Here is a 12,666-nt window from a genome sequence, read left to right as displayed (position 1 = left end):
TTTTTTATAAAAATAACGATTGAAAACGTTCCAATAACAATTGTTAACTTCAAACCATCTTTAAGTTTATTTGCCATATGAAATCAATATTGAAGCTTACGTTACTTTTAAGTGTATTGGGCTATACACCCTTAATGGCGCAAGACTTGCATTTTCCCGAGCGAAATGAACCTTGGAAAGTGGCTGAAAAAAATCAATTTATATATGATCTACAGCAATTGAACAAGGCTGTGGAGTTTGCCAAGGCGAATGAATATTCCGGGTCCCGGGATTTGCGCCGTGCCATTCTGGAAGGTTTTGAACGAGAGCCCTTTCATGAAATTTTGGGCCCCACCAAAAAGCGGGGTGGCCCTGCGGGACTTATTTTGAAGGATGGCTATGTACTTGCTTCATGGGGAGATACTAAGCGGGTAGACATGACCTTCAGCGTTACCAAGAGCTTTTTGTCCACCGTTGCCGGATTGGCGGAAGATGTTGGATTGATTCAGGATACCAAGGACAAAGTGGCCAATTATGTTTGGGACGGTACTTTTGATGGGGAGCATAACGCCAAAATAACCTGGGAACATCTATTACAGCAAAATTCGGATTGGTCCGGAGAGCTTTGGGGTTTGAAGGACTGGGCGGACCGTCCGCCCAATGAAGGGGGACTGGACGACTGGAAATTTAGAAAGCTTAACGAACCGGGTACGGTCATGGAATACAATGATGTAAGGGTGAATGTCTTGGCCTATTCCTTGACCAATGTGTGGCGAAAGCCTTTGCCAATGGTCTTAAAGGAGCAATTGATGGATCGTATTGGGGCGACCACCACTTGGCGTTGGTATGGCTATGATCATGTTTGGACCGAAATAGATGGGCTACAGATGAAGTCGGTCACGGGAGGCGGACATTCAGGTGCCGGTTTATTTATCTCCACCGAAGATATGGCCCGTTTTGGAATGGTGTTTCTGAACCATGGTAAGTGGGACCAACAACAGTTGGTCAGTCCGGAGTGGATTAAAAAGGCCACACAGCCTTCAGTGCCCAATGTAAATTATGGATATATGTGGTGGCTCAACCAAAAAGGTCCACGGCATTGGGAAGGGGTGCCTGAGCACTTGTTCTATGCTGCTGGGTTTGGAGGCAATTTTATTGTGGTGGACCAAAAAAATGGATTGCTCATCGTAACCCGATGGCTGGAACCTTCAAAAATCGGGGAGTTTGTAAAGCAGGTGTACGAAGCATTTTAAACGTGTTTTTATGCCAAGTTGATATCACAAAACCCAAATTGAATGGTATTTTCTGGGTCTGATGGATTATCATAGGTCTTTAAGACCTTTTCTCCAATGTTGAATGGGATAGGGGCCTTGAAAATAGGTCCGTCAAAACAGAACGTATGGTATTCCCCGTTTTCACCACAAGGATCAACATCTGATGGAAATTTGTTTAGGAGTTCTTGGGACAATTCCTGTCCCAAAAAGGATGCGTCCAATTTTGAGTTATTGATGCAAATAATCACTGCCCGAAACCCCAATCCCAAGAATTCTTCTATCAATTGTTTGGTGTCTTTTTTCCATAATGGAAAAAGTGTGGTCAATCCATAAGGTTGAAGCATGTCCTCCCGATATTGCTTTAGGTCTTCCAGAAAGATGTCCCCAAAGCCCGTATGGGTATACCCTTCGGACCGTAATTGGGTAACTGTGTTCCGCATCAACTCATTGTATTGTTCCATACTAGGTTTTTCAGGAACTTCAAGGACCTCCAAAGGAATCCCAACAGATGCTGCCTGGGCTTCCAGAACGTTTCTGGGCAAGCCATGCATTGAAACTCTGTTGTAATGCGCATTTACCGTAGTCAGCAATCGGTCAATATCATAATGGCCTTGTTTCAACAGATAGTGGAGTGCCAATGCGGAATCCTTGCCGGAACTCCAGTTGAAATAGGTCTTTGGTTTCTGTGACATAATAGGGAATTGGACTATGATACCGCTACTTTCTGGGGGCTAAGGGGTTCCAAAACCTTTAACGCCTTTTCCACACTGGTTACCCGGTCGAATACCAACAATAATCGTAGCCCATTTCGGGTCTGTTTTTCCTTGAGTTTGGCTTGTTGGGGATGGTGTTGTACATATTGCAATACTTGGGTGAAGGCGGCAGTTTGGTAAAACTTCGATTGTTGGTCTGCGATGAAATAGCCCATGAATTTGCCTTTTTTCATGATGACCTTTTCCAGACCAATATGCGTGGCGATCCATTTGACCCGAATGGAATTCAACAAGTCCACGGCCTGTTGCGGCAGTTCCCCAAAACGGTCGACCAACTCGGATTCATATTTTACGAGCCCTTCCTCATCTTTGATTTCATTGAGTTGGGTGTAGAGGTTCAATCGCTCTGTGATGTTGTTGATATAGTCATCTGGGAAGAGCAGTTCAAAATCCGTATCCAGTTGAATGTCCTTCACAAAAACTTTTTCCTTGTGGCCTTCCACTTCCTCGTACAATTCCTTGAACTCATTTTCCTTGAGCTCCTCTATGGCCTCGGTCAAGATTTTTTGATAGGTCTCAAACCCAATTTCGTTGATGAAACCACTCTGTTCCCCGCCCAACAGATCTCCGGCACCACGGATTTCCAAATCCTTCATGGCAATGTTGAATCCACTTCCCAAATCGGTAAATTGTTCCAAGGCCTCGATACGTTTTCGGGCGTCGGGAGTCATGACCTCATACGGAGGAGTGATAAAGAAACAGAACGCCTTTTTGTTGCTTCGGCCTACACGGCCCCGCATTTGATGCAGGTCGCTCAAGCCAAAATTGTTGGCATTGTTGATGAAAATGGTGTTGGCGTTGGTCACATCCAATCCACTTTCCACAATGGTGGTGGAAACCAGTACATCAAACTCCCCGTTCATAAAGGCCAGCATCAACTGTTCCAGCTTTTTGCCCTCCATCTGTCCATGGCCTATCCCAATTTTGGCATCGGGGACCAGACGTTGGATCATTCCGGCTACTTCCTTGATGTTCTCAATGCGGTTATGGATAAAAAATACCTGCCCGCCTCTTTGGATTTCATAGGAAACCGCATCACGGATGATTTCTTCATTGAACCGAATGACCTGACTTTCGATAGGGTATCGGTTGGGCGGTGGTGTGTTGATGACGGATAGGTCCCGGGCTGCCATCAAACTAAATTGCAGGGTTCTTGGGATAGGTGTGGCGGTCAGTGTAAGCACATCAACATTTTGCTTGATGGAACGAAGTTTTTCTTTTACTGAAACCCCGAATTTTTGCTCTTCATCCACAATCAATAATCCCAATTCCTTGAACTGGACATTTTTGTTGACCAACTGATGGGTTCCAATGATAATATCGATCTTGCCTGCCGCCAAACGTTCAAGAACATCCTTTTTCTCCTTTGCGGTCCTAAAACGGTTCAGGTAATCCACGCTTACCGGCATATCCTTCAAACGCTCCCGAAAGGTTCTGCTGTGTTGGAATGCCAAGATGGTGGTGGGCACCAGAACAGCTACTTGCTTGCCGTTATCAACGGCCTTGAAGGCCGCACGGATGGCTACCTCGGTCTTTCCAAAACCAACATCCCCACAGATGAGTCGGTCCATGGGACGTTCGCTCTCCATGTCCCTTTTGACATCCTGGGTGGATTTTTCCTGATCGGGGGTGTCCTCATACAAAAATGAAGCCTCCAACTCGTGTTGCAAATAACTGTCCGGGGTATATTGAAACCCTTTTTCCAGCCTCCTTTTGGCATAAACCTGAATGAGGTTGAAAGCAATTTTCTTGACCCGGCTCTTCGTCTTTTGTTTGAGGTTTTTCCATGCTGCTGAACCAAGCTTGTATATTTTTGGGGGCGCCCCGTCCTTACCGTTGTATTTGGATATTTTGTGCAGGGAATGGATGCTGACATATAATATGTCCCGATCGCCATAGACCAATTTGATGGCTTCTTGTTTCTTGCCCTCAACATCTATTTTTTGCAGTCCCCCGAACTTGCCAATACCATGGTCAATATGGGTTACGTAATCCCCAATTTCAAGTTTGTTGAGTTCTTTTAGGGTAATGGCCTGTTTTTTGGCGTACCCATTTTTCAGGTGAAACTTGTGGTAGCGCTCAAAGATTTGATGATCGGTGTAACAGGCCAGCTTTAGATCTACATCAATGAAACCTTGATACAGAGGAAAAACCAAGGTTTGGTAGTGTACGGTCTGATCTACTTCCTCAAAAATATCGTGAAGACGCTTGGCCTGCTGTTCGGTGGAACAGAATATATAATTGGTGAAACCCGCTTCCCGATTCTCATTGAGGTTTTCAATAAGCAGGTCGAATTTTTTATTGAAGGCAGGCTGAGGTTTGGTGTTGAATAGAATAGCAACATTATTGTTCTCTGTCTGCTTCTCGACTGCGCTCGAAGTGACAGTTGCTCCTATTTCAACACATAGAAAATCCTGTAATTGGGATTTCAGTAGAGTGGAGTCCACAAAAAGCTCTTGGGGCTTCGCATGCTTGATTTCCTCGCTTAGTTTGGTGAAACTTTCCTCCGCCTTGGCAAAAAATGAATCAATGCGGTCATAGATCAAAGCTGGGTTTTTGGCAAAAACCACCGTTTTGGGTGAAATGTACTTGAGGAAACTCTCACGGCTCTCCTGCAAAAACTTGTTCTCCACATTGGGTATAATGGTGATTTTCTTCACCTTTTCCAAGGAGAGCTGGGTCTCTACATCAAACGTACGGATGCTGTCCACCTCGTCCCCAAAAAACTCAATCCGATAAGGCTCATCATGCGAAAAGGAAAATACATCCACAATACCCCCACGTACCGAAAATTCTCCAGGCTCGGTCACAAAATCCACCCGTTTGAATTGGTATTCGAAAAGCACCTCATTTAAAAAATCCAACGAAAGGGTGTCTTCCAATTTTATCTTGAGGGTGCTTTTGTCCAGCTCCTTTCGGGTGACCACTTTTTCAAAAAGGGCATCAGGATAGGTGACAATGATTGCCGGTTTCTTTCTGGAGTTGATGCGGTTGAGGACTTCGGCCCGCAGCAGCACATTGGCATTGTCCGTCTCTTCAATTTGATAGGGTCTACGGTAGCTGCCTGGGTAAAAAAGCACATCTTTTTCCCCGATCAACTGTTCCAAATCGTTCAAGTGGTAGGCAGCCTCTTCCTTATCGTTCAAAATCAATAGAAAAGGTGTCTCAACCGATTTAAAGGTTTCGGAAAGTACGAAGGAAAGGGATGAACCTACTAGGCCTTTGATGTTGATTTTTGGGGAGGGTTGCGACGTGTCGGATATGCCCGAATCTGGGCTTTGGGCAATGGTATCCCTCAGTTTTCCCAGTGGGGAAGACTGTGTGTAGTGTTGTGAAATGGAGACTTTGGTCAATCCAAAAACTTTGCGACAAAGATAAAATGAAATGTTTTTTATAAAAAGTGTTTTTTGGATTTCTCAATCGTCCCTGTGTTCCTCATTTCGAAATAACACCGAGGTTTGTTCTGTTGGTAAGCAATTGGTCAAAAGGGCAATCTAGACTTTTTTGGTTTTTGACACGAATGACACAAACATTTCAAGTTGTCATTCTGAACTGAGCGAAGAATCTATTGGTGGTTGTAAGGTCTAAAGTTAGGACACGAACTATTTCGAATTCTTTTTGTCATTTCGAGCCCTGTCCTGAGAGTAGCCGAAGGAGCTGTGAGAAATTATGAGTTGGTGGGATTTCTCAGTCAATGTTCCGCATCTCATATCGAAATGACAAATCGGTGGTATTTTCAACCAGACCCCTGAGCGGAGTTGAAGGGGCATTTTTGGAAATCTAAACCTTGACCACAGTATCCTCCACAATGGCGAATACTTCATCCTTTTTTGTGGGCTTAAGGGTGTGGGTGCCCGTAAACTCTCCAAAAGCGGGTAGGATCATTTGGTTTTTGGTTTTGAAAAAGCAGGGGAGTCTCAGGCTTTGCCTTCCCAACCCCCTTAGCTTTACGGCAGGATGGATGTGGCCGCAAAACGTGAATTTGGCTACTCGTGTTTCGGGATGATGGGTCAACAAGAAATCATCGATGAGGAGTTCCGGGAAGATGGCAATGTTGAGCTGTTCAAATTTTAAGGGCGAAATGATATCGTGGTTCCCGGTCACCAGAATGATTTCCGCAGGGGTTCTGGCCACCCAATTTTCAAACAGCTCCCATTCCTTATTGAGCGAAGAATGAAAAAGATCACCCAAAAAACAGATTTGGAAAGGTTGAAGTTCGGACACGATTTGGTCCAACAACATATAATTTTTATGGACAGCCTTTTGGGGAATGGCAGCCCCGAACTTTCTAAAGTGCGATACTTTACCCAGATGCACATCGCTGATGAGCAATAGCGATTTTTCCACCCAAAATACCCCACCCAAAGGGTGCAATTGGAACGCCTGGTCTTGTATGATTATGTTTTGGGTCACGATAGTTTGCTGGTACAAATTTAATGGTATTGTCCTTTCGAACGGATATGGGAAATCTTTTAAATTGACACGAATTTTTCAAATATTCTATAGTCATTTCGAACCGAACGAAGGGAGTGTGAGAAATCTTTTTAGTTCTTGACACGAATGGCACTAATTGTTGCAAGTGTTCTGTTGTCATTTTGAACCGAGCGAAGCGGGTGTGAGAAATCTATTCAAAACAAGATTTCTCAATCGTCGCCGGCTCCTCATTTCGAAATGAAGTTAAGCACAAGGAGTGACTATCGGGTCAGTTTTGCGGTCATGCGTTTAATGCGGTCTGCCAATTTCTCATTGGACAACTTTTCCCGAAGACGGTCCGTGATAATGGGAAACGAAAATGGAGTGGCCTGACTGCATTTTTTCCAAACCATGTCCTGTTGGGCAATGCGTTCCAGAGCCAAGCGCAAACGACCCTCTTCCAATTGGTGTTCAAAGGTTTCAGTAAAGGCTTGTTGGTAGAGAAGGTTGTCATCCTCAAAATCCTTGAACACATCGAACAGCAATTGGGAACTGCTTTGCAGATGCTTCATTTTCACGCCTTTTTCAGGGTAGCCGGTAAAGACCATACCACTGATCACGGCAATATCCCTAAATTTTCTTCGGGCCATTTCGTTGCTGTTCAAACTTTTTTGAAGGTCGGAGAGCATATAATTGGCAGTGAATAGATTGTTGTCCAGAATATCCTGGATGTTGATTTCCTTGTCGGACAACAGTTCAAACCCATAATCGTTAAAGGCCAAGGAGCAGGTGATAGGGGTCAATAAGCTGATGCGGTAGGCCAGCAGACTACTCATGCCTTCATGGATGGCCCTGCCCTCAAACGGATAAAAAATATGATGGTACCCGTCATTGGACTTGAAGGTCTCGATCAAAAACTGATGGGGCAAGGGCACAATACTTTCTTGACGTTGCTTTGCAAACATAGGGGCAAGTGCCTTAATTTCTGGGCCTTGTTTGGAAAGGGGTAATTCTGCGGTATACAGTTCTTCCCGTAACAATTCGGACATTTTTGCGGAAAAACTGAGTCGACCGCCCATCCAACTTGGAATTTTATTGCTGCGTTTGGAAGAATTGCGTACTTGTGCTGACATGCCCTTGATTCGGATGAATTCCAGATTCCTTCCCGCAAAGGTGAACACATCGCCAGAGGTAAGTTTTGAAATGAACGATTCTTCAATGGTCCCGATATACCCTCCTTTTTGGTAACGGACCGATAGACTGGCATCGCCCACAATGGTCCCAATCTGAAATCGGTGGCGCATGGCAACCGTTCTGCTGTTCACCTTAAACCTGCCATCTTCCTCAACCTCCACCTTTTTATATTCATCATAACTTTTTAGACTTTGACTGCCCATGACCAAAAAATTGAGTAGCCATTGCCACTGTTCCTCGGTAATGGCTTGGTAGCAGAAGGTCTGTTTGATTTCAGGATAGATTTTTTCGGGGAAGAATCCATCGGAAACCGCTAAGGTGTTCAGGTATTGTATGAGTACGTCAAAACTGTTCAGGTAGGGGATACGGTCTTCCACAGCACTGTTCAACACCGCTTTTTGCATGGCCGAAGCTTCTATGAGTTCCATGGCATGGGTAGGTAAAAAGTAAATGACACTTTCCTTTCCAGGGCGATGCCCACTTCTTCCGGCACGTTGTAAAAAGCGGGCCACCCCTTTGGGGCCACCAATTTGGACAACGGTTTCCACGGGGGCAAAATCTACCCCCAAATCCAGACTGGAGGTACAGACCACGGCCTTGAGGCTTTCATTTCGGATGGCCTGCTCCACCCAAAGACGGGTATCCTTGTTGATGCTGCCGTGATGCATGGCCATTTCGCCGGCAAATTCTGGATACTTTTCCAATATTTTTTGAAACCAAATCTCGCACTGGCTTCGGGTGTTGGTGAACAGGAGCGTGGTTTTGCTGTTACGGATAATGGGTACGACCTCGTCCAGCAAGTGCAGTCCCAAATGGCCCCGCCACGGAAAGGTTTCCATTTGTTTGGGGATGATACTCTTTACGGTGATTTTTTTGTTGAGCTTGGCCTTGACCAAAACCGAGTTCGCCAAGGCAGGGGAAGTGGGCCCCAACAGTACTTCGCGGGCCTGTTCCAGATTACCAATGGTGGCCGAGATGCCCCAAATGCGAAGGTTCTTACAGACCGTTTTCAATCGGGAAAGTCCCAACTCCATCTGGATGCCTCTTTTGGTACCTAGCAGTTCGTGCCATTCGTCCACTACAATGGCGGAACAATCCTTGAAAATTTTGGCATATCCTTTTGAGGACAACAACAATTGTAGGCTTTCGGGAGTGGTAATCAACAAATCGGGCATAGTGGTACGTTGCTTGGCCCGTTCCTTGGTAGAGGTGTCCCCGGTTCGGATGCCCACGGTCATTTGGGTTTCCAAATCTTCGGTAATGCGTTCCGCGGATTGTTTTATCTCTTGGGAAAGGGCCCGGAGAGGGGTGATCCAAATCGCTTTTAACCCCTTCTTATGTTTGATTTTATAATCAGGATTATTTTTAATGTGGTTGAGTACTATTGGAAACCAAAGCGCATAGGTTTTTCCACTTCCTGTTGGAGCGTTTAACAGACCATGCTTTCCCATCAAAAAAGCTTTCCATGTTTCTTTTTGAAAGGGAAAGGGTTTCCAGTTCTGCTGGCTGAACCAATTTTCGGCAATATGAAAAAGTTGGGACTCTTTCAGTGGAATACATTTAGGATTTTAAGGAGGAATGAAAATTACAAATTTCTTTTGGGCTCATTTTTATGAACCTTTCTACTTTAAGATTTATATTTGTGCCACAAAAAATCAAGTATGCCCATTTTAGATTTATACGAGCACGGGGATCACAGGAAAAACCTGGCCCACTTTGCCACTTTGGCTACTTTGGCGGCAGTGGATGGAGAAATCAACCCAGAGGAAAAAGCAATTTTGGACAAATTTGCCTTTAAGTTGGATATCACTGAGGCAGAATATAAGGAAGTGATGAAAAGGGAGAACAAATATCCCATAGAAACACCTCATAGTGGAGAAAAACGCTACCAAAGGCTGTATGAGTTTTTTCAAATTATCTTTTCAGACCATGAGATTGATGCCCAAGAGCGAAAGATTGTTGAAAAATACGCCATTGGTCTAGGGTTTCCTCCAAATATAGCTTCTCAGATTATTGAAAAGTCCATAGCCATTTTTACGGGTAGGATTGATTTTGAGGATTACCACAGGATTATGCAAAAAGGATAGCTAGGCATTTGCCATAAACTCCTCTGCTTTTTCCACCATTCTTTTACTTCCACAGAAAAAAGGTACTCGCTCATGGAGTTCGGTGGGTTGTATGTCCATGACCCGTTGGAATCCGTCACTGGCCTTGCCATTGGCCTGTTCGGCTATAAACGCCATGGGATTACATTCGTACAGCAAGCGTAGTTTTCCCTTGTGGGCTTTACTACTCTTTGGGTACATGTAAATTCCACCTTTGATCATGTTCCGATGAAAATCAGAAACCAAAGATCCAATATACCTTGAAGTATAAGGTCTGTCGCCTTCTTCTTTTTGACAATACTTGATATAGTCTTTGACTCCCTGGGGAAAATGGATGTAATTGCCTTCATTTACGGAATAAATGTTACCATCTTCCGGGTATTGCATGTTGGGATGAGATAGATAAAAGGTCCCCAAGGCCGGGTTTAGCGTAAAACCATTAACGCCGCTTCCAGTGGTATAGACCAACATAGTGGAAGTGCCGTAGATAATATATCCAGCGGCAATCTGGTTTTTTCCAGGTTGAAGAAAATCTTCAAGGGTAACGGGAGTGCCAACAGGTGTAATCCTTCGGTATACGGAAAAAATAGTCCCTACGGAAACATTCACATCAATATTGGATGAGCCATCCAATGGGTCAATGAGCACTACGTATTTGTTTTGGTGCTGCTTGTCAAAACTATTGATAGTAATGAAATCGTCCTCTTCCTCTGAGGCAATTCCACAAACAATCTCCCTGTTTTTAAGGGTCTGTATAAACTTTTCATTGGCCAATACGTCCAATTTTTGTTGACTCTCCCCCTGTACGTTGGTTTCACCGGCAGAACCAATGATATCTACAAGGCCGGCTTTGTTCACTTCGTGATTGACTACCTTGGCGGCCAAACGGATGCCGTTGAGCAATCTTGAGAGCTCACCGGAGGAATATTGAAAAGAATCTTGATTGGCAATGATAAATTCACCTAGGGTGCGATGTTGCTTATCAAACATGAAAGGCTGTTTTATTTGAGGACAAATATCGTGCATTTTGTGAAACTACAACGATTTCGTTTAGATTAAGTTTTAGATATTTATAACTTTGAGTTTTATTTGTAACAAAATGGAATACTTGATTCGAAACGCCCGAAGAAATGATATGGGACAAGTCTTGAAGCTGGTTCAGGAACTTGCCGATTTTGAGAAAGAGCCCCATGCGGTTGAGATTACCCAAACCGACTTGGAAAAAGACGGTTTTGGGGAAAATAAGTTGTTCCATTGTTTTGTGGCCGAAGTAGCAGATGAAATTATGGGCATAGCCTTGGTCTATCCCAGATATTCCACATGGAAAGGTCCAGTAATTCATTTAGAAGATCTTATTGTTTCTAAAAAAATGAGGGGAAGTGGCTTGGGAACCGCCTTGTTGGATAAGGTAGTGCAATATGGCCATGAACTTGGTGTGAAACGAATTTGCTGGGAAGTATTGGATTGGAACGACCCGGCCATTGAGTTCTATGAAAAGAAAGGAGCCAACGTACTACGGGATTGGGATGTGGTACAGTTGGATGAAAAAGGTATTAAAAATTATATGGAAGGTTTAAACTAAGCTTCCAATCAACAATATTTAAGCATGAGAGTTTTTAAATTTGGAGGTGCATCCGTTAAAGATGCCGATGGGGTTAAAAATGTGGTAAATGTCCTTAACCAAATGGGGCATAAAGACACTTTGGTGGTGATATCAGCAATGGGAAAAACCACCAATGCCATGGAAAAGGTCGTTGAGGCCTATTTTAAGGACAAAGACGCAGTAGCGGGAATGCTACAAGAGGTCATGGACTATCATGATGGCATTTTAGCAGAACTGTTCCAGAACACATCCCATCCAATTTATTCCAAGATCAAATTGCTTTTTGAAGAGGTTAAAGGCTTTTTAACTTGGAACAAGTCACCAAAATATGCATTTGTATATGATCAAGTGGTGGGGTATGGAGAATTGGTTTCGACCACTATTGTTAGCGAATATCTTAACGAGGTGGGCATGGCCAGCACATGGTTGGATGTTCGTACCTTGATCAAAACCGACAACAATTACCGGGATGCCCAGATCAACTGGGATCGTACTCAAAGCGAGGTGACCGCAAAGGTAGATATGTCCAAGTTGAACATTACCCAAGGATTTTTGGGAAGTGATGATAATAACTTCACCACCACCTTAGGTAGAGAGGGTTCGGATTACACGGCCGCCATTTTGGCCTATTGCCTTAATGCAGAATCCGTAACCATTTGGAAAGATGTACCAGGCGTATTGAATGCAGACCCCAGAAATTTTAAAGAGACCCAACTATTGGAGCAGATCTCCTATCGAGAAGCCATAGAATTGGCTTTTTATGGAGCTTCTGTGATACATCCAAAAACGTTGCAACCCTTACAAAGAAAGGAAATACCTTTGCATGTAAAATCGTTCGTAAACCCCAAGGACAAAGGAACAACCGTAGGCAAAGGCATTGGAATTGTGCCCAAAGTACCCTGTTTCATCGTTAAAAAAGACCAAGTTCTTCTAAAGCTCTCTTCTTTGGATTTTTCTTTCATTGTGGAAGACAACATCAGCGAAATATTTAAACTCTTCCATGATCATCGATTAAAAGTAGACCTGATCCAGAACTCTGCCATTAGCTTTTCGGTCTGTCTTGACAATAAGTTCAATGGGCTTCAATCCATGTTGGACGAGTTGAAAAGAAAGTTCAAAGTGGTCTGCCATGAAGAAGTATCTCTTTACACCATCCGCCATTTCAATGACAATGCCGTAAAATCCCTTCAAAATGGAAAGTCAGTGCTTGTGGAGCAACGCGGCAAGGAAACGGTACAGTTAGTGGTAAAATAGCGGATGCGATGCACTTTTTTGGAATACCAAGCCCAATACCCGTAATTTTCTATCTTTACGTTTACCTAAAC

The 12,666-nt window shown here is 43.9% G+C and carries 9 protein-coding genes; 4 read left to right on the top strand and 5 right to left on the bottom strand.

Annotation, left to right across the window (positions count from 1 at the left end; all coding sequences use genetic code 11):
- Positions 1-77: 77 nt before the first annotated feature.
- Positions 78-1,232, top strand: a complete 1,155-nt coding sequence (locus EZV76_RS00930; protein WP_136564720.1) for a serine hydrolase domain-containing protein — start codon at positions 78-80, stop codon at positions 1,230-1,232.
- Positions 1,233-1,240: 8 nt separating this feature from the next.
- Here the strand turns inward: EZV76_RS00930 and EZV76_RS00925 are convergent, their stop codons facing one another.
- The 4 genes from EZV76_RS00925 to EZV76_RS00905 all read right to left on the bottom strand — a co-directional run bounded on the left by EZV76_RS00925 (position 1,241) and on the right by EZV76_RS00905 (position 9,183).
- On the bottom strand, positions 1,241-1,945 hold the full coding sequence (locus EZV76_RS00925; RefSeq protein ID WP_136564719.1) for a Dph6-related ATP pyrophosphatase: 705 nt from the start codon (positions 1,943-1,945) through the stop codon (positions 1,241-1,243).
- Positions 1,946-1,959: 14 nt separating this feature from the next.
- A complete protein-coding gene (mfd, locus tag EZV76_RS00920; RefSeq protein ID WP_136564718.1) occupies positions 1,960-5,379 on the bottom strand; it encodes a transcription-repair coupling factor in 3,420 nt (1,139 codons plus the stop codon).
- 427 nt (positions 5,380-5,806) lie between these two features.
- Positions 5,807-6,439 (bottom strand): ligase-associated DNA damage response endonuclease PdeM, encoded by a 633-nt coding sequence (gene pdeM, locus EZV76_RS00910; RefSeq protein WP_136564716.1) that lies wholly within the window; start codon positions 6,437-6,439, stop codon positions 5,807-5,809.
- Positions 6,440-6,720: 281 nt separating this feature from the next.
- Positions 6,721-9,183 carry a ligase-associated DNA damage response DEXH box helicase gene (locus EZV76_RS00905; protein ID WP_136564715.1) on the bottom strand — a complete coding sequence of 821 codons (2,463 nt, stop codon included), beginning with the start codon at positions 9,181-9,183 and terminating at the stop codon, positions 6,721-6,723.
- 111 nt (positions 9,184-9,294) lie between these two features.
- On the opposite strand from EZV76_RS00905, the gene EZV76_RS00900 reads away from it, so the two are divergent.
- Positions 9,295-9,720 (top strand): tellurite resistance TerB family protein, encoded by a 426-nt coding sequence (locus tag EZV76_RS00900; RefSeq protein ID WP_136564714.1) that lies wholly within the window; start codon positions 9,295-9,297, stop codon positions 9,718-9,720.
- On the opposite strand, the gene fbp is transcribed toward EZV76_RS00900, so the two are convergent.
- Positions 9,721-10,728 carry a class 1 fructose-bisphosphatase gene (fbp, locus tag EZV76_RS00895; protein ID WP_136564713.1) on the bottom strand — a complete coding sequence of 336 codons (1,008 nt, stop codon included), beginning with the start codon at positions 10,726-10,728 and terminating at the stop codon, positions 9,721-9,723.
- A 109-nt stretch (positions 10,729-10,837) separates the two neighbouring features.
- On the opposite strand from fbp, the gene EZV76_RS00890 reads away from it, so the two are divergent.
- Positions 10,838-11,320, top strand: coding sequence for a GNAT family N-acetyltransferase (locus EZV76_RS00890; protein WP_136564712.1), 483 nt, complete (start codon positions 10,838-10,840; stop codon positions 11,318-11,320).
- Positions 11,321-11,344: 24 nt separating this feature from the next.
- Positions 11,345-12,595: an aspartate kinase gene (locus tag EZV76_RS00885; RefSeq protein WP_136564711.1), complete on the top strand. Its 1,251-nt coding sequence runs from the start codon at positions 11,345-11,347 to the stop codon at positions 12,593-12,595.
- Positions 12,596-12,666 lie beyond the last annotated feature (71 nt).

The sequence above is a fragment of the Flagellimonas alvinocaridis genome (genome assembly GCF_004916895.1).
Lineage (GTDB): Bacteria > Bacteroidota > Bacteroidia > Flavobacteriales > Flavobacteriaceae > Flagellimonas > Flagellimonas alvinocaridis.
Note: the sequence above shows the minus strand (reverse complement) of the source record. Positions and strands in the feature narration are given on the sequence as shown.